Annotated in this window: 19 protein-coding genes and 1 pseudogene; 13 read left to right on the forward strand and 7 right to left on the reverse strand. The window is 52.4% G+C overall.

Annotated features, from left to right (window positions below; genetic code table 11):
* Nucleotides 1-2: 2 nt before the first annotated feature.
* Nucleotides 3-1,544 (reverse strand): Re/Si-specific NAD(P)(+) transhydrogenase subunit alpha, encoded by a 1,542-nt coding sequence (locus NM96_02240; protein ID AVR78331.1) that lies wholly within the window; start codon nt 1,542-1,544, stop codon nt 3-5.
* Nucleotides 1,545-1,762: 218 nt separating this feature from the next.
* On the opposite strand from NM96_02240, the gene gloA reads away from it, so the two are divergent.
* Nucleotides 1,763-2,170, forward strand: a complete 408-nt coding sequence (gloA, locus tag NM96_02245; GenBank protein AVR78332.1) for a lactoylglutathione lyase — start codon at nt 1,763-1,765, stop codon at nt 2,168-2,170.
* A gap of 72 nt (nt 2,171-2,242) precedes the next feature.
* On the opposite strand, the gene NM96_02250 is transcribed toward gloA, so the two are convergent.
* The 3 genes from NM96_02250 to NM96_02260 all read right to left on the reverse strand — a co-directional run bounded on the left by NM96_02250 (nt 2,243) and on the right by NM96_02260 (nt 6,052).
* Nucleotides 2,243-3,382 (reverse strand): class I SAM-dependent RNA methyltransferase, encoded by a 1,140-nt coding sequence (locus NM96_02250; GenBank protein AVR78333.1) that lies wholly within the window; start codon nt 3,380-3,382, stop codon nt 2,243-2,245.
* A gap of 187 nt (nt 3,383-3,569) precedes the next feature.
* The gene (fumC, locus tag NM96_02255; protein ID AVR78334.1) at nt 3,570-4,958 is read right to left on the reverse strand and encodes a class II fumarate hydratase; all 1,389 of its coding nucleotides are present in this window, start codon (nt 4,956-4,958) and stop codon (nt 3,570-3,572) included.
* A 212-nt stretch (nt 4,959-5,170) separates the two neighbouring features.
* Nucleotides 5,171-6,052: a YicC family protein gene (locus NM96_02260; GenBank protein AVR78335.1), complete on the reverse strand. Its 882-nt coding sequence runs from the start codon at nt 6,050-6,052 to the stop codon at nt 5,171-5,173.
* Between the two features lie 161 nt (nt 6,053-6,213).
* Here NM96_02260 and rph point away from each other — a divergent pair, with 161 nt between their 5' ends.
* Nucleotides 6,214-6,954: a ribonuclease PH gene (gene rph, locus NM96_02265; GenBank protein AVR78336.1), complete on the forward strand. Its 741-nt coding sequence runs from the start codon at nt 6,214-6,216 to the stop codon at nt 6,952-6,954.
* Between the two features lie 76 nt (nt 6,955-7,030).
* Here the strand turns inward: rph and NM96_02270 are convergent, their stop codons facing one another.
* A complete protein-coding gene (locus tag NM96_02270) occupies nt 7,031-7,459 on the reverse strand; it encodes a transporter (protein AVR78337.1) in 429 nt (142 codons plus the stop codon).
* A gap of 389 nt (nt 7,460-7,848) precedes the next feature.
* Between NM96_02270 and NM96_02275 the strand changes: the two genes are divergently transcribed.
* The 5 genes from NM96_02275 (at nt 7,849) to NM96_02295 (ending at nt 13,581) form a co-directional block, all read left to right on the forward strand.
* Nucleotides 7,849-9,066: an aspartate kinase gene (locus NM96_02275; GenBank protein AVR78338.1), complete on the forward strand. Its 1,218-nt coding sequence runs from the start codon at nt 7,849-7,851 to the stop codon at nt 9,064-9,066.
* A gap of 322 nt (nt 9,067-9,388) precedes the next feature.
* The gene (locus tag NM96_02280) at nt 9,389-10,699 is read left to right on the forward strand and encodes a paraquat-inducible protein A (protein AVR78339.1); all 1,311 of its coding nucleotides are present in this window, start codon (nt 9,389-9,391) and stop codon (nt 10,697-10,699) included.
* Nucleotides 10,696-12,357 (forward strand): intermembrane transport protein PqiB, encoded by a 1,662-nt coding sequence (locus NM96_02285; protein AVR78340.1) that lies wholly within the window; start codon nt 10,696-10,698, stop codon nt 12,355-12,357. Before NM96_02280 ends, NM96_02285 begins: the two co-directional genes overlap by 4 nt.
* The gene (locus NM96_02290) at nt 12,357-12,875 is read left to right on the forward strand and encodes a hypothetical protein (GenBank protein AVR78341.1); all 519 of its coding nucleotides are present in this window, start codon (nt 12,357-12,359) and stop codon (nt 12,873-12,875) included. The genes NM96_02285 and NM96_02290 overlap by 1 nt, the downstream gene beginning before the upstream one ends.
* Before the next feature lie 64 nt (nt 12,876-12,939).
* Nucleotides 12,940-13,581, forward strand: a complete 642-nt coding sequence (locus NM96_02295) for a glutathione S-transferase family protein (protein AVR78342.1) — start codon at nt 12,940-12,942, stop codon at nt 13,579-13,581.
* 90 nt (nt 13,582-13,671) lie between these two features.
* Here NM96_02295 and NM96_02300 read toward each other — a convergent pair whose 3' ends face one another.
* Nucleotides 13,672-14,712, reverse strand: a complete 1,041-nt coding sequence (locus NM96_02300; protein AVR78343.1) for a sensor histidine kinase — start codon at nt 14,710-14,712, stop codon at nt 13,672-13,674.
* Nucleotides 14,713-14,790: 78 nt separating this feature from the next.
* Between NM96_02300 and argH the strand changes: the two genes are divergently transcribed.
* The 5 genes from argH (at nt 14,791) to NM96_02325 (ending at nt 19,220) form a co-directional block, all read left to right on the forward strand.
* Nucleotides 14,791-16,170 carry an argininosuccinate lyase gene (gene argH, locus NM96_02305; GenBank protein AVR78344.1) on the forward strand — a complete coding sequence of 460 codons (1,380 nt, stop codon included), beginning with the start codon at nt 14,791-14,793 and terminating at the stop codon, nt 16,168-16,170.
* A 224-nt stretch (nt 16,171-16,394) separates the two neighbouring features.
* Entirely contained in the window at nt 16,395-17,054 is a 660-nt protein-coding gene (locus NM96_02310; GenBank protein ID AVR78345.1) for a (d)CMP kinase, read from the forward strand.
* Nucleotides 17,055-17,078: 24 nt separating this feature from the next.
* Nucleotides 17,079-17,213: a LysR family transcriptional regulator gene (locus NM96_02315; GenBank protein AVR78346.1), complete on the forward strand. Its 135-nt coding sequence runs from the start codon at nt 17,079-17,081 to the stop codon at nt 17,211-17,213.
* The gene (locus NM96_02320) at nt 17,210-18,895 is read left to right on the forward strand and encodes a 30S ribosomal protein S1 (GenBank protein ID AVR78347.1); all 1,686 of its coding nucleotides are present in this window, start codon (nt 17,210-17,212) and stop codon (nt 18,893-18,895) included. The genes NM96_02315 and NM96_02320 overlap by 4 nt, the downstream gene beginning before the upstream one ends.
* 10 nt (nt 18,896-18,905) lie before the next feature.
* Nucleotides 18,906-19,220 carry an integration host factor subunit beta gene (locus tag NM96_02325; protein ID AVR78348.1) on the forward strand — a complete coding sequence of 105 codons (315 nt, stop codon included), beginning with the start codon at nt 18,906-18,908 and terminating at the stop codon, nt 19,218-19,220.
* 181 nt (nt 19,221-19,401) lie between these two features.
* On the opposite strand, the pseudogene NM96_02330 reads toward NM96_02325, so the two are convergent.
* A pseudogene (locus NM96_02330) lies at nt 19,402-19,521 on the reverse strand (IS5/IS1182 family transposase).
* 53 nt (nt 19,522-19,574) lie between these two features.
* Here NM96_02330 and NM96_02335 point away from each other — a divergent pair.
* Complete coding sequence (locus NM96_02335; protein AVR78349.1) at nt 19,575-20,711, forward strand: cell division protein ZapE; 1,137 nt, start codon at nt 19,575-19,577, stop codon at nt 20,709-20,711.
* Nucleotides 20,712-20,727 lie beyond the last annotated feature (16 nt).

Raw genomic sequence — 20,727 nt, forward strand, 5'->3', positions numbered from 1 at the left:
GTTTACCCTTTCCTAAACATATTCAACATCCGGCGCGTTACGAAGAAGCCGCCGAAGATGTTGATGCTGGCAATCAGGATGGCGATGAAGGCAAGCAGGGTAACGAAGCCGTTGCCTTGGCTGATTTGCAGCAGCGCGCCGACGACGATGATGCCGGAAATGGCGTTGGTTACGGACATCAGCGGGGTATGCAGCGAGTGGCTGACGTTCCAGACGACGTAGTAGCCGATAACGCAGGCGAGGACGAACACGATAAAGTGGTTCAAAAATGCTGCGGGCGCGACCGCACCGACCCACAGCACCAACACGGCGGCGATGACGGCGGGCGCGAGTTTCTTCCACAGGGGAACGGGTTTCGGCTCCGGCTTGGCGGCAGGCGCGGCTTTTTCAGACGACGTTTGCTGCGGCTGGGCGGAAACTTGAATCGGCGGAGGCGGGAAGGTGATTTCGCCGTCGCGGGTAACAGTCATATTTCGGATAATCACGTCTTCAAAATCCAGCGTGATTTCGCCGTCTTTGTTCGGGCTTAACAGCTTGGTCAGGTTGACCAAGTTGGTGGCGTAAAGCTGGGAAGACTGTCCGGCAAGGCGGTTTGCCATGTCGGTGTAACCGATGATTTTTACGCCGTTGTCGGTCACGAACAATTCGCCCGGTTTGGTAAGTTCGCAGTTGCCGCCCGTTGCCGCCGCCAAATCGACGATGACGGAGCCGGATTTCATGCTTTCCACCATTTCTTTGGTAATCAGCTTGGGCGCGGGTTTGCCCGGAATGGCGGCGGTGGTGATGATGATGTCCACCTCTTTCGCCTGCTCGGCAAAGAGCTTCATCTCGGCGGCGATAAATTCGTCGCTCATCACTTTGGCGTAGCCGTCGCCGCTGCCGCCCGATTCTTGCGGGAAGTCGAGTTTCAGGAACTTGCCGCCCATCGATTCGATTTGTTCCGCCACTTCCAAGCGGGTATCAAACGCGCGCACCACTGCGCCGAGCGAGTTTGCCGTACCGATTGCCGCCAAACCTGCCACACCTGCGCCAATCACCAAAACCTGCGCGGGCGGCACTTTGCCGGCGGCAGTGATTTGACCGGTGAAGAAACGGCCGAAGGCATTGGCGGCTTCAATTACGGCGCGATAGCCGCTGATGTTTGCCATCGAAGACAAAGCGTCTAAAGCCTGCGCACGGGAAATGCGGGGCACCATGTCCATCGCCAGCGCGTTCACTTTCTTGGCGCGCAAGGCTTCGACCAAAGCCTCGTTTTGGCGCGGCCACAGGAAGCTGACGATAGTTTGCCCTTCTTTGAGCAGCGGCAGCTCGCCTTCGGACGGCGCGTTGACCTTATAAATCAAAGGGCAGGCCCAAACCGTCGCTTTGTCGGCAACGGTCGCGCCTGCTGTTTGGTAAGCGGCATCGTCCAAACTCGCCGCCAAACCTGCGCCGCTTTCGACAACGGTTTCAAAGCCCAGTTTGCTCAACAGGGCAACGGTGGCAGGCGTACAGGCGACGCGGGTTTCGCCGGATAATGACTCGCGTGGGATACCGATTTTCATCTCTGAATCCTTTTTTAGGTTGTCTGTATATAAATGTTAATATGTTTCATATAATTCCCTTATAGCGAATTTTTTGACGGCTGGCAATAGCTGCGGCGGATGGTTTACTTTTACGGTAAAGGTCGTCTGAAAGCTTATGTTTGCTGCCATTGATACGGGCTGGGGCTTGCGTTTCGTGTTAAAATCCTGTTTTAACAACATATAAAAGGAACACAATCATGCGCCTGCTCCACACCATGCTGCGCGTCGGCAACCTTGAAAAATCCTTGGACTTTTATCAAAACGTTTTGGGCATGAAGCTCTTGCGCCGCCACGATTATCCGGAAGGCCGTTTCACGCTGGCTTTTGTCGGTTATGGCAGCGAAGCTGAAAATACGGTTTTGGAACTGACCCACAACTGGGATACCGAAAGCTACGATTTAGGCAACGCCTACGGCCACATCGCTATCGAAGTGGACGATGCTTATAAAGCTTGCGAACGTGTAAAAGAGATGGGCGGAAAAGTCGTGCGCGAAGCAGGGCCGATGATGCACGGCACGACCGTTATTGCTTTTGTTGAAGATCCCGACGGCTATAAAATCGAGTTTATTCAGAAAAACAGTGGCAATGATTCGGTGAAATACTGATTTTTTGTCAAAAGGTCGTCTGAAACGTTTGGTGAAACCCGCCAAATCTGTTTCAGACGACCTTTATCATATTTATCGGTTCGACCCTTTGACCATATCCATCAAAAACAGGCGGCAGTCTAAGTTGCCGTTGTAGAGCGGGATTTTGCGTTTGGGTGAAAGGCGCATGAATTTCGGCATATCGCGGTCGCCGGTAAACATGCCCGCCAGCCAGCCCGCGTAATGCTGCTTCAGCCACGCGCCCAACTGCGGGTAAAGGGCTTGCAGGGCTTGGACTTCGGCAAGGCGGACGCCGTAAGGCGGATTGGAAATCAAAATGCCGCCGTCCCCGTTCGGACGGGTGTCCTGCGCGTCTTTGACTTCAAAACGGACAAACGTGTCCACTTCGGCAGCTTGGGCGTTGGCAACGGCGGCGCGGATCATATGGCGGTCGTTGTCGCTGCCTGAAATCGAGGCAGGCGCAGGGCGGATTTGCGTTTCGGCTTCGTGTTGCAGCTTTTTCCAAAGGGCGGCATCGAAATTTTTCAGCTTTTCAAACCCGAAACGGCGCATCAGACCGGGCGCGCGGCGGGTGGCAATCCACGCGGCTTCGATGACGATGGTGCCGCTGCCGCAAAACGGGTCTTGGAAAGGCTGCGAGCCGTCATAGCCTGCCAGCAGCAGCAACCCTGCCGCCAAGTTCTCGCGCATCGGCGCTTCGCCTGTGTCTTGGCGGTAGCCGCGTTTGAACAAGGCCTCTCCGGATGTGTCGATGAAAATTTGAATGTCGCGCTCGTCGATAAAGGCATGGATGCGGATGTCGGGGCGGATTTTGCCGACGCTGGGGCGCGCGCCGCAAGCGTCGCGGAACACGTCGCATACGGCGTCTTTGATTTTCAGCCCGACAAAATCCAAGCTTTTGACTTGGGCGCGTTTGCCTTCTACTTTGACTTTGAAGGTTTGTTCCAAGTCGAACCAATCCGTCCAGCGGATATTTTTCGCCGCTTTATAAATGTCTTGCTCGTTGCGGTAGCCGCTTTTGGTCAGGCGCAGCAACACACGGCTGGCGGTGCGCGAATGCAGGTTGATGCGGTATACCTGCTCCATACCGCCTTTGCACGCGACGCCGCCGTCAACGGCGCGGATGTCTTGGCATTTGAATTGTTCGAGTTCTTGGGATAAAGGGGCTTCGAGACCGCGCGGGCAGGTAACGAAGAGGGAATAAGTGGTCATGCGAACCTTTCGGGGGTAGGGCGGTTGAACTGAGATTGCGGTGATTATAATGCTTTTCGCAACGGGATTTATCGAAAGGTCGTCTGAAAATTGCAGAAAGCGAGCGATATGGCTGTTGAGATAAAGAAGGTCGTCTGAAAACCAATCCCGGTTTTCAGACGACCTTTGCCGTATTTCAAACCGTTAATCAGCGCGGATGAACCATATCGGCGGGGACGACCAGTTCGTCAAACTCTTCGCCTGTCAGCAAGCCCAACTCAACGGCGGTTTCGCGCAGCGATTTGTCGTTTTTGTAGGCGGTTTTGGCGACTTTGGCGGCGTTTTCGTAGCCGATTTTGCGGTTCAGCGCGGTAACGAGCATCAGGGAATGGTGCAGGAAATAGTCGATTTTCTCCGGTACGGGTTCGATGCCGACGGCGCAGTGTTCATTGAAGCTGTTGCACGCGTCGCCCAAGAGGCGGATGGATTGCAAGAGGTTGTAGGCGATAACGGGCATATAGACGTTCAGCTCGAAATTGCCCGACGCGCCCGCCATGCCGATGGTGACGTCGTTGCCGAACACTTGGCAGCACACCATGGTCATCGCTTCGCATTGGGTCGGGTTGACTTTGCCCGGCATGATGGACGAACCCGGCTCGTTTTCGGGGATTTTGATTTCGCCCAAACCGCAGCGCGGGCCGCTTGCCAGCCAGCGGATGTCGTTGGCGATTTTGTTCAGGCTTGCCGCCAGCGTTTTCAATGCGCCCGAAGCGGCGACGGCGGCATCGCGTCCGCCCAAGGCTTCAAATTTGTTCGGCGCGCTGACAAACGGCAGGCCGGACAGTTCGGAGAGTTTGGCAGCGGCTTTTTCGGCGTATTCGGGATGGCTGTTCAAACCCGTGCCGACTGCCGTGCCGCCTAAGGCGAGTTCGTATAAACCTTTGAGCGCGTCGTTCAGACGACCTAAGCCGTGGTCGAGTTGGGAAACGTAGCCGGAAAACTCTTGTCCCAAAGTCAGCGGTGTCGCGTCTTGCAAGTGGGTGCGGCCGATTTTGACGATGGGGGCGAATTCTTTGGCTTTTTTGTCCAATGTGTCGCGCAGGGCTTTCACGGCGGGGATGAGGTGGCGGTTGATTTCAATCGCGGCGGCAACGTGGATGGCGGTCGGGAACGCGTCGTTGGTCGATTGCGCGTGGTTCACATGGTCGTTGGGATGGACGGGCTGGTACGCCGCCAAACCCGTACCGGCGATTTCGTTGGCGCGGTTTGCCAGCACTTCGTTCATGTTCATATTGGACTGCGTGCCGGAGCCGGTCTGCCAAACCACTAAAGGGAACTGCCCGTCGAGCTTGCCGTTCAACACGTCGTCCGCTGCCTGCGTAATCAAATCCGCTTGTTCGGGCTTAATCCTGCCGAGGGAAGCGTTGGTCGCGGCTGCGGCTTTTTTCACCAGCGCCAAAGCATAAATTAGTGGCTGCGGCAGGGTTTCGCCGCCGATTTTGAAATTGTTGCGGCTGCGCTGGGTCTGCGCGCCCCAATAGGCTTCGGACGGGACTTCAACATTGCCCATGGTGTCGTGTTCGGTACGGGTGCTCATGCGTTTCTCCTGAATTAAATGATAATGCAAATAATTTGCAGGCGTATTATAACGGGCAGGAGGTCGTCTGAAAAGCGGGGGAAGGAGGTTTGGTAAATAGGGTGGGGCAGTATGTTGAACAATAGGGCAGGGCACGGATTGCGGTATCAAAAAAGGTCGTCTGAAAAGCAGAAAATGGCTTTTCAGACGACCTTTGCTTTATTTTTGAAGGCTTATTCGATATTTTGAACCTGCTCGCGCATTTGCTCGATTAAGACTTTCAGTTCGACCGAAGCCTGCGTGCATTCCGCCGCGATAGCTTTGCTGCCCAGCGTGTTCGCCTCGCGGTTCAATTCCTGCATCAGGAAGTCCAAGCGTTTGCCCGCGCTGCCTTTGTTTTCCGTAACGATGCGGCGGACTTCGGCGATGTGCGTGCGCAGGCGGCTGAATTCTTCGTCAACATCGGATTTTTGGATAAACAGCGCAAATTCCTGTTGCAAACGGTCGTTGTCGATATTGCCGACTGCTTCCGCCAAACGCGCGTTCACCTTGTCCATATGCGCCTGAAGCAGGCTCGGGAACAGCTCGCTCAAGGCATCCACGATTTCTTCCATGCTGGACAAACGTTGCAACAGATGTTCGCCGAGTTTTTTGCCTTCGCGTTTGCGGGCGGCGGCAAACTCTTTCAACGCTTCGTCCAACAGCTCTTGCACGGTTTTCGCCAAAGCTTCGGGGTCTTCGCTTTGACCTGCCAATACCCCAGGAAAGCGCAACACTTCAGCGACTGTCAGCTTGCCGAAACCGTGTTCCTTGCGCCAAGTTTTGTTCAAATCGGACAACTGTTTCACCAATTCTTCATTGGTTTCCAAACTCTGCCCGCCGACCGCCGCGTCTTGCAACTGAATGCGGCATTCCAATTTGCCGCGTGTGGCTGAAGCCGCAATTTTTTCGCGCAACGCGCCTTCCAGATAACGCAATTCTTCAGGCATACGGAATTGGACATCCAGATAACGGTGGTTCACCGCGCGGATTTCCAAATTCACGCGCTTGCCGCCGCATTCGCCTGCGGCATTGGCAAAGCCGGTCATACTGTGGATATGGATGGATTGAGTCATGGTTTTACTCCGTTTCAATATACGAGTGAAAGTGGAGGGACTATAACACAATATAGGATAAGGTCTTCTGAAAATGATTTCAGACGACCTTAAACAGCCATCCCGCCGAATCCCGTATAATACCGACCACAAATTTTCACCGCTTCCCCAAAGGACAAATCATGAGCAGTTACACCCGCACTTCACGCGCTGCCGACAGCTTGCGCGACATCAAAATCACCCCGCACTTCCTTCCTCACGCCGATGGTTCGTGCCTGATCGAATGCGGCAACACCAAAGTTATCTGCACCGCTTCCATCGACGAAAATGTTCCGCCCTTCCTTCGCGGCAAGGGGCAGGGCTGGGTTACTGCCGAATACGGGATGCTGCCCGCGTCCACCGCCTCGCGTATGCGCCGTGAAGCCGCGGCAGGCAAGCAGTCGGGTCGCACTCAGGAAATCCAGCGTCTGATCGGGCGTTCGCTGCGCGCCGTCGTAGATATGGAAAAACTGGGCGAACGCCAAATCCTAATTGACTGCGACGTGATTCAGGCAGACGGCGGGACGCGCACCGCGTCTATTACCGGCGCATTCGTCGCACTGCAAATTGCGGTCAACAAGCTGCTTTCAGACGACCTCATCAGCGAAAATCCCATCCGCGAAGCCGTTGCCGCCGTCTCCGCAGGCGTCGTGAACGGTGTACCGCTTTTGGATTTGGATTACCCCGAAGACTCCGGCTGCGACAGCGACGTCAACATCGTTATGACCGTTTCGGGCAAAATCATCGAAATCCAAGGCACGGCGGAAGGCGCACCGTTCAGCTTGGACGAATTGGGCAAACTGATTGCGTTGGCGCAAAAAGGCATTGCCGAGTTGACGGCGCACCAGCAAAACGCATTAAAAATATCCTGCCCTATCGGATAACGGCATTCTGCAAATGATAAAAAGGTCGTCTGAAACCTGAAGTTTCAGACGACCTTTTGGAATCGGACGGTTCGGATTATGCCAATACGCCCAAAATAACGGCGCCTGCTTTGAAGATTGCCGTTGCTTTTTGGCCGGGTACCAGATTCAGTAAATCGCTGCTTTTCATGGTAATGCCCGCGCTCAAAGCCAAGCCATCACCCAAGTCCAAGTCAACGATGCTGTTGACCGAACCGCGTTCGATATGGCTGATGATGCCTGACAGTTGGTTACGCGCGGAAAGTTTGATGTTGTCGAGATTGTTGGCAATCAAGATGCTGCCCGCTTTAATCAGCACCACAACGGCCTTGCCTTTTTCCAAGCCGAGGTTGCTGACGCTTTCGCAAGTAACGGCTGCTACGATTTCCTGTCCGGTCGGTAGGGAGACGGTTACTTCGCTGTTGACCGCGCCGTTGCGGATGTCTTTAACGATGCCGTTGAATTGGTTGCGTGCGCTGATTTGCATAATAATATTCCTTTCGTGTGTTTGTTGTTTGAATTTGAACGAACAATACTATACCGTTTTCTGATGTCCAAATACAATATATTTTTAAATAAAATATGTCTTAATAACTAGTATTTTGTACTGATTGATTAGAAAAATATAACAAGATGCAACTATTAGGTTTGAAATAAAAAGTCGTCTGAAACCATATTTTCAGACGACCTTCGACATCCGACGGCCTGTTTGTCGCCAAAATCCAATTTATCCTTGAAATTCATGTAAACGACAGTAAAATACACAAAGATTTGCCCGCCTTTTGCCGCAGCGTGAAAACCTGCTCAGACAGGCGGGAAGATTCCGACTTTGCAGCACCACGCTGCCCTACCAATCTCAAACAGAAAGCACGAAACATGGCGTTAATCGTACACAAATACGGCGGCACATCAGTAGGCTCACCCGAACGCATTAAAAACGTAGCCAAACGTGTCGCCAAAGCCCGCGCCGAAGGACACGACATCGTTGTCGTCGTATCCGCCATGAGCGGCGAAACCAACCGCTTGGTTGCGCTGGCGCACGAAATGCAGGAGCATCCCGATCCGCGCGAGCTGGACGTCGTCTTAGCTACCGGCGAACAAGTAACCATCGGCCTTTTGGCAATGGCATTGAAAGACATCGGCGTGGATGCCAAGAGCTACACCGGCTGGCAGGTCGCCCTCAAAACCGATACTTCCCACACCAAAGCCCGCATCGAAAGCATAGATGACGAAAAAATGCGCGCCGACCTCGCCGAGGGCAAAGTCGTCATCGTTGCCGGTTTCCAAGGCATCAGCAGTGAAGGCGATATTTCCACGCTCGGACGCGGCGGTTCCGACACCTCCGCCGTTGCGCTCGCCGCAGCCCTCAAAGCGGACGAATGCCAAATCTATACCGACGTAGACGGCGTTTACACCACCGACCCCCGCGTCGTGCCTGAAGCGCGCCGCATGGATACGGTTACATTTGAAGAAATGATCGAGCTGGCAAGCCTCGGTTCGAAAGTTTTGCAAATCCGTTCAGTAGAATTCGCCGGAAAATACAAAGTGCGCCTGCGCGTACTGAGCAGCCTGCAAGACGGCGGCAACGGCACCTTAATTACCTTTGAAGAGGACGACAACATGGAAAGAGCTGCCGTAACCGGTATCGCATTCGATAAAAACCAAGCCCGCATCAACGTACGCGGCGTACCCGACAAACCCGGCGTCGCCTATCAGATTTTAGGCGCGGTTGCCGATGCCAATATCGAAGTCGACATGATCATCCAAAATGTCGGCAGCGAAGGCACTACCGATTTCTCCTTCACTGTACCGCGCGGCGAGTACAAACAAACCATCGAAATCCTGACCAAACTGCAAGACAGCATCGGCGCAGCCGCCATCGACGGCGACGACACCGTGTGCAAAGTCTCCGCAGTCGGCTTGGGCATGCGTTCGCACGTCGGCGTTGCTGCCAAAATCTTCCGCACCCTCGCCGAAGAAGGTATCAACATCCAAATGATTTCCACCTCAGAAATCAAAGTTTCCGTCTTGATTGACGAGAAATACATGGAACTTGCCACCCGCGTCCTGCACAAAGCGTTTGATTTGGGTTAATCGGGTTGTATGCTTGAAAGGTCGTCTGAAATTTTATTTTCAGACGACCTTTTATTTTATTGTGGAAAAGTAGCTCAGATTTTTGAATCACACATTTTTGGGTGAAATAATTGCAGGGGAGGGTGGTGGTAACAATGTAGATATTTGCTGTTTTGATTTGCTCTGGCTTATCGGATATAGGCAGAAACAGCAATGTTTTCAGACGACCTTTTGATGCCTTGATATTTTGATGTCTTGATATTTAGTGAGGTTAGGCTATCTTTCTGTTTTCCCTTATAATGCCGAGTCTTTCTATACACTTTTCCGTCCTCCCCCTTTTCCCATGAAACCGATTCCTAGCTATACGCGCTGGTGGCGTTATAAATCCTACCTACCCGACGCATCGCTGCCGGCGCATACGGTGGATTGCCCGGACTGCGGCAACCGCATGGATATTCCGCGTCTGCGGCAGGGGCAGGAAGCGCATTGTCCGGTGTGCAATCATGAAGTGGTCGAGGTGGAAAACAATCCTTATGTTGCGCCGCTGGCTTACGCGACAACTTCACTGATTTTGATGGCGTTTGCGTACAGCATGGTTTACATCCGCGTGGAACTTTTCGGCGTAACATCCGTCCTGTCGCTGCCGGAAATGATGCGGCTTTTGATTTATCAGGATTACGGTTTTCTGGCGGAAGTGATGTTCGTCCTCACGTTCGGCGCGCCGGTATTGTTTTTGCTGCTTTGTTTGTACGTTTATACCGCGTTGGTGCGCGAGCGGGCATATCCTGCGCTGCGGTTTGCGACGCGGGTTTTGGTCAGGCTGCGTCATGCGATTATGGTGGATGTGTTCTTTATTTCCACTTTGGTGGCGTATATCAAGCTCTCGTCTGTGGCGGAGGTTGAATTCGGCTCGGCATTTTATTTGATGTTTGCGCTGTCGGTCATGCTGATTCGGACTTCGGTCTCGATTCCTCAGCATTGGGTTTATTATAAAATCCACAGGCTGACGGGCGGAGATGCGGTGCAAACGGCATCCGAAGACAAAACCTGTTGCAGCCGCTGCCTGTATTTCCGCGATAAAGACGAGCAGCCTTGCGAGGTCTGCGGTGCGGATTTATACCGCCGCCGCCCGAAAAGCCTGAGCATTTCGCTGGCATTTTTGATTGCGGCGTTTATCCTGTATTTCCCTGCAAATATTCTGCCGATTATGATTTCGTCGAACCCTACCGCGCTGGAAGTCAATACGATTTTCAACGGCATTGTGTATATGTGGAACGATGGCGACAGGCTGATTGCGGTGATTATTTTCAGCGCGAGTATTTTGGTGCCGGTATTGAAGATTATCGCGATGGCGGTTTTGATTGCGTCTGCTTATTTCAAACCGCCGATGAGCGCGCCGAAAATGTCGGTGCTTTACCGGATTACCGAATCCATCGGCCGCTGGTCGATGATCGATATTTTTGTGATTATTATTTTGATGAGTTCGTTCCACACCAACATGGCGCGCGTCGTCCCCGGCGGGGCGGCGGTTTATTTCTGCCTGGTGGTGGTATTGACCATGCTGTCTGCCTATTATTTCGACCCCCGCCTGATTTGGGACAGACAGCAGCAGCTTTCAGACGACCCCGATTCCGACGATAACCAGAAACAATGAAAAAACACGATTCTTCTCAAACACATCGCGCACCCGCGCGTGTCAAAAAAACCAATGTCTTCACGTCTATCGTGTGGCTGATTCCGCTGATTGCGCTGATTGCGGGCGGCTGGCTGCTGGTAAAGGACATCCGTAACCGAGGTCCGGTCGTCACGCTTTTGATGGACAGCGCGGAAGGCATTGAAGTCAACAATACGGTGATTAAAGTGTTGAACGTCGATGTCGGACACGTTACCCGCATCAAGCTGCGCGACGACCAAAAGGGCGTGGAAGTCACCGCCCAGCTTAACGCCGATGCGAAAGACCTCATCCGCAGCGATACGCAGTTTTGGGTGGTGAAACCGCGTATCGACCAAAGCGGCGTAACCGGTTTGAGCACGCTCCTGTCCGGCTCGTATATCGCGTTTACGCCGGGCAAAAGCAATGAAACGAAGGATGTATTTGAAGTACAGGACATCCCGCCGATTGCCGCCATCGGACAAAGCGGCCTGCGCCTGAAGCTGGTCGGACAAAACGACAAAATCCTCAACGTCAGCAGCCCCGTGCTTTATGAAAACTTTATGGTCGGACAGGTAGAAAGTGCGCATTTCGAGCCTGCCGACCAAACCGTGCATTACACCATCTTCATCCAAAGCCCGAACGACAAATTGATTAATTCAGAAAGCCGCTTTTGGCTGGAGAGCGGCATCAATATCGAAACCACAGGCAGCGGCGTGAAACTCAATTCCGCTCCCCTGCCTGCGTTGCTTTCCGGCGCAATTTCGTTTGATTCGCCAAAAACCAAAAACAGCAAAAATGTGAAAAGCGAAGACAGTTTCACGCTTTACGACAGCCGCAGCGAAGTGGCAAACCTGCCCGACGACCGTTCGTTGTATTACACCGCGTTTTTCAAACAGTCCGTGCGCGGTCTGACCGCCGGTTCGCCCGTCGAATATAAAGGACTGAATGTCGGTGTGGTTTCCGACGTTCCCTATTTCGACCGCAACGACAGCCTGCATCTGTTTGAAAACGGCTGGATTCCCGTGCGTATCCGCATCGAGCCGTCGCGCATGGAAATCAATGCCGACGAACAAAGCAAAGAGCATTGGAAACAACAATTTCAAGCAGCTTTGGGCAAAGGTCTGACCGCCACCATCTCCAGCAACAACTTGATTACCGGCAGCAAAATGGTCGAACTGACCGACCAGCCCTCGTCTTCGCCCAAGCTGCGACCGCACACCGTTTACGCAGGAGATACCGTCATTGCCACACAAGGCGGCGGTTTAGACGATTTGCAGGCGAAAGTAGCGGATTTATTAGAGAAATTCAACAATCTACCGTTGGATAAAACCGTTGCCGGGTTGAACGGCTCGCTTGCCGAACTCAAATCCACCCTCAAATCTGCCAATGCCGCTTTAAGCTCCATTGACAAACTGGTCGGCAAACCGCAAACGCAAAACATCCCCAACGAGCTGAACCAAACCCTGAAAGAATTACGCCAGACCCTGCAAGGCGTATCGCCGCAATCACCCATCTACGGCGACGTGCAAAATACCCTGCAAAGTTTGGACAAAACCCTCAGAGACGTACAGCCCGTCATTAATACTTTGAAAGAAAAACCCAATGCGCTGATTTTTAACAGCAGCAGCAAAGATCCCATCCCGAAAGGAAGCCGATAATGCGCCTCTTCCCGATTGCCGCCGCCCTGACGCTTGCCGCCTGCGGTACCGCGCAAAGCCCGCAATATTTCGTCCTGCCCGACAGCCAATACATCCGACCGGCGGCGCAAGGCAGTGAAATCGCGGTCAAAGTTAACCTTGCCGAACCGCTTGCCAACGGCGGCCTCGTTTACCAAACCGACGCGTATCATGTAAATCTGGCGAAGAACCACCTTTGGGCGGCGCCGCTTGACGGTGCGCTGGCGGCAAACCTCAGCAACAAACTCAACCGCCTCAATCCGCGCCATACTTTCGTTCCCGCCTCGCGCAGCCAAAGCAGCCAAACCCTGAAAATCTATGTTGAAGCCTTCCAAGGCAGCTATCAGGGGCAGACTACCGTTAGCGGCTATGCCCTGTGGCCGGACGGACGCAACAAACCGTTTGACGTTACCACCCCGCAACAAGGCGACGGCTATACCGCCATGCTGGAATCTTTGGAAAACGGTTTGAACGAAGCGGCAAAAAGCATCGCCTATTGATGAGGTCGTCTGAAAACCCGCTGTGGGTTTCGCCAAAACCATTCATCGTGCAAAAGGAAGAAACATGCACAACATCACGCTCTACACCCATCCCTTTTCACGCGGCAGATACGTCGTATGGATGCTCAAAGAATGTGGCGCGGAATACACCGTTGTACCGGTCCAGTTCGGCACGCAAATGAAATCCGCCGAATACCTCGCCATCAATCCACAAGGGCAAGTCCCCGCGCTCAAATTCGGTGATGCCGTACTGACCGAATCGACCGCCATCATTACCTTTTTGGCAGAACAATTCCCCGACAAACACCTTATCCCCGCCGCAGGTACGTTGGAGCGCGGCGAATACTACCGCTGGATGTGCATATTGATGCACCTCGAATATGCAGCCTTCAACAAACTGCACAACCTGCCTGTCGATACGCCCGAATGCCGCCGCCAAATCGGTTACGGCGATTTCGATACCGCATGGAACACACTGCGCGAACACTTGAAAAACCGCGACTACATCGTCGGAAACAGCTTTACCGCGATGGATTTGTACTGCTCCGCGCTGATTCTGCACTTAACGCAAAATTGGAAAGTGTTGCCCGCCGATGAATCCGACGTATTGCAACGCTACGCCGCCAAACATCTCGCCCGCCCCGCTTTCGCCGAAACCACGGCATGGATGCTGGGAACCGCCGCCCAAATGCCGCCTGCAGAGTAAATCAAGGCTATTAAAACAAAAAGGTCGTCTGAAAACCCTTTTCAATCGGGTTTTCAGACGACCTTTGTTGTCATATTCGGTGATGTTTTCTCAACCGAACAGCCTGTTTACATCAGAGGCTTTTTTGCGGTAAGGCAGGCGGATATCGACGCGGAAAATGCCGTCGAGTTGGCGGCTTTGGATTTTGGCATCGTTGTCGTACATCAGCGTCAGGCGTTCTTTGAGGTTGTGCAATGCCATTGAGTTGCCTTTGTGCGGTTTGGCGTTTTCACTGCTTTCGGGCGGGGTGTACGGGTTTTCAATGCGGATGTAGATGGATGATTTGTTGAGCTTGGTAAACACGGTAATCATGCCGGGGCGGTGGGTCGATTCGACGCCGTGGAAGACCGCGTTTTCCAAAAGGGGTTGGAGCAGGAGGTGCGGCGTTTCCGCGTCATCGGGCGCCTGGTGCTGCCACATCACTTGCACGCGCATATGGCCCATGCGGATTTGTTCGATGGCGATGTATTCCTGCGCCCATTCGATTTCTTGCCCTAAAGTGCTGCTTTGGCTGCCATCGCGCAGTTGGGCGCGGAAGAGGTTGGCGAGGTTCTCCAGCAGGGTTTCCGCATCATACGGACGCAGGCGGATGAGGCTGATGGCGGCGTTGAGGCTGTTGAACAGGAAATGCGGGCGGATGCGGGCGGTCAGCGCGCTGAGGCGGGCTTCGGAAATCGAAGGTGCAAGGCCGTTCCGGCGCGAAGCTTCGTAATACATCAGCCCGAGCAGGAAAAGGTTGAACAGGAAGAAATGTTGCGACAGCGATCTGCCATTCGTTTTTAAAACGACAAAATCAACAATCACAAATATCGACAGGTTCAAAAGATAGGTAATGATGACGCCGTAGGGTGCTTCTTTGATGGAAGGTACGAATATATTGACAAAATAGGCTTTGATCAAAATACCCAAAAGTACGGGGAAAATCCATTTGGAGTGATGGTAAATTTCTGCAGAATAGGAGAGTGAGGAATCGCTGATTAAGGGCAGAAAAAACAGACTGCCCAAGACAATAATCAAAAGGCGCACGACTGTCGCGGAATTGCGCAGGTCGGGGGCGGCGAATGTATTGTTGATTTGACGTATAATAGACATAAAATATTTCCAACCGTTTTCTTTTAATGCGTTTATACGAGCCTTTGCGGCTCTGTTATTTTATCTGAGGATGAAACCATGAGTAAGGACAAAACCTGGTCTGGCCGTTTTAACGAGCCTGTTTCCGAACTGGTGAAAAAATACACCGGTTCGATCGATTTCGATAAACGGCTTGCCGAGTGGGACATTCAGGGTTCGCTGGCGCACGCGCAAATGCTTGTTCAATCAGGCGTTTTGAGTGAAGAAGATTTGGCGGCGATTCGTCAGGGAATGGCGGAGATTATAGCAGAAATCAAGGACGGTACTATTTCTTGGTCGCTGGATTTGGAAGACGTCCACATGAACATCGAACGCCGCCTGACCGAAAAAATCGGCGATGCGGGCAAACGCCTGCATACCGGCCGCAGCCGCAACGACCAAGTCGCCACCGACATCCGCCTGTGGCTGCGCGACCAGATTACCGTCATTCAAGACCTGATTCGGAGCCTTCAGACGGCCTTGGTCGATTTGGCGGAACAAAACGCTGAAACCGTCATGCCCGGTTTCACTCATCTGCAAGTCGCCCAGCCCGTCAGCTTCGGACACCACATGCTCGCCTACGTCGAAATGCTCGGACGCGATTTCGAGCGCATGACCGACTGTCGCAAACGCGTCAACCGTATGCCGCTCGGCGCTGCCGCCCTTGCCGGTACGACTTATCCGATTCAGCGCGAAATCACCGCCGAATTGCTGGGTTTCGAACAAATCTGCCAAAACTCGCTCGATGCCGTATCCGACCGCGATTTTGCCGTCGAGTTTACCGCCGCCGCTTCGCTGATTATGGTTCACCTGAGTCGCCTGTCTGAAGAATTGATTTTGTGGATGAGTCCGCGTTTCGGCTTTATCGACATCGCCGACCGTTTTTGCACAGGTTCGTCCATCATGCCGCAGAAGAAAAATCCCGATGTGCCCGAACTCGTGCGCGGCAAATCCGGCCGTGTCATCGGACACCTTATCGGCTTGATTACCCTGATGAAATCGCAGCCCTTGGCGTACAACAAAGACAATCAGGAAGACAAAGAACCGCTGTTTGACACCGCCGATACGCTCATCGACACCCTGCGGATTTACGCCGACATGATGCGCGGCGTAACCGTCAAACCCGACAATATGCGCGCCGCCGTGATGCAGGGCTTCGCCACCGCCACCGATTTGGCGGATTACTTGGTGAAAAAAGGCATGCCTTTCCGCGACAGCCACGAAGTCGTCGCCCAAGCCGTGCGCCACGCCGATCAAACGGGCGTCGATTTGAGCGAACTGCAGCTCGAAGTCCTGCAAGGCTTCAGCAACCTGATTTCAGACGACGTATACGGCGTACTGACACCCGAAGGCAGCCTGAACGCGCGTAACCACTTGGGCGGCACCGCGCCGGAGCAAGTACGCTTCCAAGTGAAACGCTGGCGGAAATTGTTGGCTTAAAGAGAAATAGATAGAAAGGTCGTCTGAAAACCGAAAATAGGGCTTTCAAACGACCTTTTTTGGTGAAGTAACTGATGAATAGTCAGATTTGCTTTTTAACATTATCCCAGTAAAATTCCGGGTCGTCGTAGAACTTTAACCATTGCCCGCATATTCGAAAAATAAGATATTTTCGGTGCATCTGTTTTCAGACGGCCTCCTACATTATTTCAGAAAGCCAAAATATGAATACCAAACAAAAAGTCATCGCCATAGACGGGCCCAGTGCATCGGGAAAAGGGACGGTCGCTTCCCGCGTCGCTCAGGCTTTGGGGTTCGATTATCTGGACTCCGGCGCGTTATACCGCCTGACCGCACTGTATGCGAAGAAACGGGATGTGGAATGGAATGATGAAGAGGCGGTTGCCGCGCTGGCGGAAAATCTGCCTGCCCGCTTTGAAGGCACTCAGGTTTTTTTGGATGACGAAGACGTTTCGGGACAAATCCGCAGTGAAGCCATCGGCATGGGCGCTTCTGCGGTGGCGCAGTTGCCAAAAGTGCGTGCCGCGCTTTTGCAGCGGCAGCGTGATTTTCTAACGGGAAAAGGTTTGGTCGCCGACGGGCGCGATATGGGTTCGGTTGTTTTCCCCGATGCGGCGTTAAAGGTTTTTCTGACCGCAGGTGCGAAAATACGGGCGGAACGCCGCGCCAAACAAATCGGCATTCCATGCGAAGGCTTGGAATTTGAACGGATTTTGTCGGACATCGAGGCACGCGATGAAGCGGACCGCCGCCGCAGCGTCGCGCCCTTAAAGCAGCTTCCCGATGCGGAACTTTTGGATACGAGCGGGCTGAGTATCGAAGAAGCTGTAAAAAAAGTGCTTGATTGGTATCATAAAGTTTGAAATTTAGGGTATAATCCCTGCGTTTTGTTTCAGACGACCTTTGGAGCATCCGAAGGTCGTCTGAAATATTTATTTTCAAAGCCTGCCGTGCCAAGGGCGGCAGGCATCCTCCAACCTACCCCGCACCCCTTGGCGGTGTACCGAAAAGAGTATATATGACTATGGAAAATTTTGCCCAGTTGCTTGAAGAAAGCTTTACCCTGCAAGAAATGAATCCGGGTGAGGTGATTACTGCCGAAGTCGTGGCAATCGATCAAAACTTCGTTACCGTTAATGCAGGCCTGAAATCAGAATCTCTGATTGACGTTGCTGAATTCAAAAACGCTCAGGGCGAGATTGAAGTTAAAGTTGGCGATTTCGTTACCGTTACCATCGAATCCGTTGAAAACGGCTTCGGCGAAACCAAACTGTCCCGCGAAAAAGCCAAACGCGCTGCCGACTGGATCGCTTTGGAAGAAGCGATGGAAAACGGCGACATCCTGTCCGGCGTTATCAATGGCAAAGTCAAAGGCGGCCTGACCGTTATGATCAACAGCATCCGCGCATTCTTGCCGGGTTCTTTGGTTGACGTACGTCCCGTTAAAGACACTTCCCACTTTGAAGGCAAAGAAATCGAATTCAAAGTCATCAAACTGGACAAAAAACGCAACAACGTCGTGGTTTCCCGCCGCGCCGTTCTGGAAGCTACTTTGGGTGAAGAGCGCAAAGCCCTGCTGGAAAACCTGCAAGAAGGCTCTATCATCAAAGGTATCGTTAAAAACATCACCGACTACGGTGCATTCGTTGACTTGGGCGGCATCGACGGCCTGTTGCACATCACCGATTTGGCATGGCGCCGCGTGAAACACCCGAGTGAAGTGTTGGAAGTCGGTCAGGAAGTCGAAGCCAAAGTCCTGAAATTCGACCAAGACAAACAACGCGTTTCTCTGGGTATGAAACAATTGGGCGAAGATCCTTGGAGCGGCCTGACCCGTCGTTACCCACAAGGCACCCGCCTGTTCGGTAAAGTGTCCAACCTGACCGACTACGGTGCGTTCGTTGAAATCGAACAAGGTATCGAAGGTTTGGTACACGTTTCCGAAATGGACTGGACCAACAAAAACGTACACCCAAGCAAAGTCGTACAATTGGGCGACGAAGTCGAAGTCATGATTCTGGAAATCGACGAAGACCGCCGCCGTATCTCTTTGGGCATGAAACAATGCCAAGCCAATCCTTGGGAAGAATTTGCCGCAAACCACAACAAAGGCGACAAAATCTCCGGTGCGGTTAAATCCATCACTGACTTCGGCGTATTCGTAGGTCTGCCCGGCGGTATCGACGGTCTGGTTCACCTGTCTGACCTGTCTTGGACTGAAGCCGGCGAAGAAGCTGTACGCAAATACAAAAAAGGCGAAGAAGTTGAAGCCGTTGTATTGGCAATCGACGTTGACAAAGAGCGTATCTCTTTGGGCATCAAACAACTGGAAGGCGATCCTTTCGGTAACTTCATCAGCGTAAACGACAAAGGTTCTTTGGTTAAAGGTTCTGTGAAATCTGTTGACGCCAAAGGTGCCGTTGTTGCCCTGTCTGACGAAGTGGAAGGCTACCTGCCTGCTTCCGAATTCGCAGCCGACCGCGTTGAAGACCTGACCACCAAACTGAAAGAAGGTGACGAGATTGAAGCCGTTATCGTAACCGTCGACCGCAAAAACCGCAGCATCCGCCTGTCTGTTAAAGCTAAAGACGCTAAAGAAAACCGCGAAGCTCTGAATTCAGTCAACGCTGCTGCAACCGCCAGCGCAGGTACTACCAGCCTCGGCGACTTGCTGAAAGCCAAACTGTCCGGCGACCAAGAATAAGGTTGCAGACATGACGAAGTCTGAATTAATGGTTCGTTTGGCAGAAGTTTTTGCCGAGAAAAACGGTAACCAATTGCTGGCAAAAGACGTCGAATACAGCGTAAAAGTTTTGGTTGATACCATGACCCGCTCGCTGGCTCGCGGTCAGCGTATTGAAATCCGTGGTTTCGGCAGCTTCGATTTGAACCATCGCCCAGCCCGTATCGGTCGCAACCCCAAAACCGGCGAACGTGTGGAAGTGCCTGAAAAACACGTCCCTCACTTCAAGCCCGGTAAGGAATTGCGTGAACGTGTGGACTTGGCTTTACAAGAAAATGCCAACTAAACCTGAGTAAACGAACGCCGCAGAAATGCGGCGTTTTTGTTGTCTGAAAATATGGTTCTCTATTGTTTTCGTAATTTGGGTGGAATTTGTAATGGAAAATTCATAGGGTCGTCTGAAATCATCTATAATACGTTTCTTTTAATGATTGCCCGTTGATAAAACGTATAGTGGATTAAATTTAAATCAGGACAAGGCGACGAAGCCGCAGACAGTACAGATAGTACGGAACCGATTCACTTGGTGCTTCAGCACCTTAGAGAATCGTTCTCTTTGAGCTAAGGCGAGGCGACGCCGTACCGGTTTAAAGTTAATCCACTATAATTGTCAAACCCAAGAACATAATAAAGGTCGGATATGAGTGATAGAGGTCAACTGTTTGTCGCCCCTCCATTTGAAAACCACAGCCCGCTGACTTGGTATCAGGCGGCAGCCGAACAACCGAATTTCATCCGCGATGAAGCGCAAGCGCGGGCGATTGAATATTTGGATCGTTTGTGGACGGAACTGATGATGTTCAAACGCAAACGCAATCGTTTCCTAGGACGCAGCCTGCGCTCTCCCCAAGTGCCGAAAGGTCTGTATTTTTATGGAGGCGTGGGTCGCGGCAAAAGTTTCTTGATGGATGCTTTTTTCGGCTGTTTGCCATACCGCCGAAAACGCCGTGTCCACTTTCATGCCTTTATGGCGGAAATCCATAAGCGTTTGAAAGACTTGAAAAGTGAAGCCAACCCTTTAAAAGCAGTTGCTGCTGAGATTGCCAAAGAGACCCGCGTATTGTGTTTTGACGAATTCCACGTCAGCGATATTGCAGATGCGATGATTCTGGGGCGCCTGCTGGAAAACTTGTTGAGCGAAGGCGTGGTTTTGGTGGCAACTTCCAACTACGCCCCGTCCGAGCTTTACCCCCAAGGTCAAAACAGAAGCAGCTTTCTGCCGACGATTGCGCTGATTGAATCCAGTCTGACCGTCTTAAATGTTGACGGCGGAGAAGACTACCGCCTGCGCACTTTACGTCCTGCCGAGATTTTCTTCGTTCCCAACAATGAAGAAAACGAGCAGAAATTGGCTGATTTGTTTAAAGAAATGGCGGGAATTTCCGAACTGAATCCCGGTGTCAGCGTAATACACGGGCGTGAAATTCCACATAAAGCCCACTCCGACCGCGCCATTTGGTTCGATTTCCGCGCTTTATGCTTTGGTCCGCGTTCGCAAGCCGATTACCTCTATTTGGCCGAACATTATGAAATGGTGTTCGTATCAGGATTGGAACGTCTGACGCCGCAGGAAAAAGCCGAAGCGCGCCGTCTTACTTGGCTGATTGACGTATTGTACGATTTCCGAGTAAAACTCTGTGCCACCAGCGCGGTAGGCGTAAACAATATTTATGTCGAAGGCGATTTCGCCGAAGAATTTACCCGTACCGCCAGCCGTATGGTGGAAATGCAATCGGAAGTTTATTTGGAGCAACCGCATCTGACGTTGAAAAAATAAGATTCAGGAGAAGAAA

The organism is Neisseria mucosa, assembly GCA_003028315.1.
Lineage (GTDB): Bacteria > Pseudomonadota > Gammaproteobacteria > Burkholderiales > Neisseriaceae > Neisseria > Neisseria mucosa.

Bases quoted from the DNA above. Each gene is read 5' to 3' on its own strand.
- NM96_02240 (AVR78331.1), bottom strand. From the start codon at position 1,544: ATGAAAATCGGTATCCCACGCGAGTCATTATCCGGCGAAACCCGCGTC.
- gloA (AVR78332.1), top strand. From the start codon at position 1,763: ATGCGCCTGCTCCACACCATGCTGCGCGTCGGCAACCTTGAAAAATCC.
- NM96_02250 (AVR78333.1), bottom strand. From the start codon at position 3,382: ATGACCACTTATTCCCTCTTCGTTACCTGCCCGCGCGGTCTCGAAGCC.
- fumC (AVR78334.1), bottom strand. From the start codon at position 4,958: ATGAGCACCCGTACCGAACACGACACCATGGGCAATGTTGAAGTCCCG.
- NM96_02260 (AVR78335.1), bottom strand. From the start codon at position 6,052: ATGACTCAATCCATCCATATCCACAGTATGACCGGCTTTGCCAATGCC.
- rph (AVR78336.1), top strand. From the start codon at position 6,214: ATGAGCAGTTACACCCGCACTTCACGCGCTGCCGACAGCTTGCGCGAC.
- NM96_02270 (AVR78337.1), bottom strand. From the start codon at position 7,459: ATGCAAATCAGCGCACGCAACCAATTCAACGGCATCGTTAAAGACATC.
- NM96_02275 (AVR78338.1), top strand. From the start codon at position 7,849: ATGGCGTTAATCGTACACAAATACGGCGGCACATCAGTAGGCTCACCC.
- NM96_02280 (AVR78339.1), top strand. From the start codon at position 9,389: ATGAAACCGATTCCTAGCTATACGCGCTGGTGGCGTTATAAATCCTAC.
- NM96_02285 (AVR78340.1), top strand. From the start codon at position 10,696: ATGAAAAAACACGATTCTTCTCAAACACATCGCGCACCCGCGCGTGTC.
- NM96_02290 (AVR78341.1), top strand. From the start codon at position 12,357: ATGCGCCTCTTCCCGATTGCCGCCGCCCTGACGCTTGCCGCCTGCGGT.
- NM96_02295 (AVR78342.1), top strand. From the start codon at position 12,940: ATGCACAACATCACGCTCTACACCCATCCCTTTTCACGCGGCAGATAC.
- NM96_02300 (AVR78343.1), bottom strand. From the start codon at position 14,712: ATGTCTATTATACGTCAAATCAACAATACATTCGCCGCCCCCGACCTG.
- argH (AVR78344.1), top strand. From the start codon at position 14,791: ATGAGTAAGGACAAAACCTGGTCTGGCCGTTTTAACGAGCCTGTTTCC.
- NM96_02310 (AVR78345.1), top strand. From the start codon at position 16,395: ATGAATACCAAACAAAAAGTCATCGCCATAGACGGGCCCAGTGCATCG.
- NM96_02320 (AVR78347.1), top strand. From the start codon at position 17,210: ATGACTATGGAAAATTTTGCCCAGTTGCTTGAAGAAAGCTTTACCCTG.
- NM96_02325 (AVR78348.1), top strand. From the start codon at position 18,906: ATGACGAAGTCTGAATTAATGGTTCGTTTGGCAGAAGTTTTTGCCGAG.
- NM96_02335 (AVR78349.1), top strand. From the start codon at position 19,575: ATGAGTGATAGAGGTCAACTGTTTGTCGCCCCTCCATTTGAAAACCAC.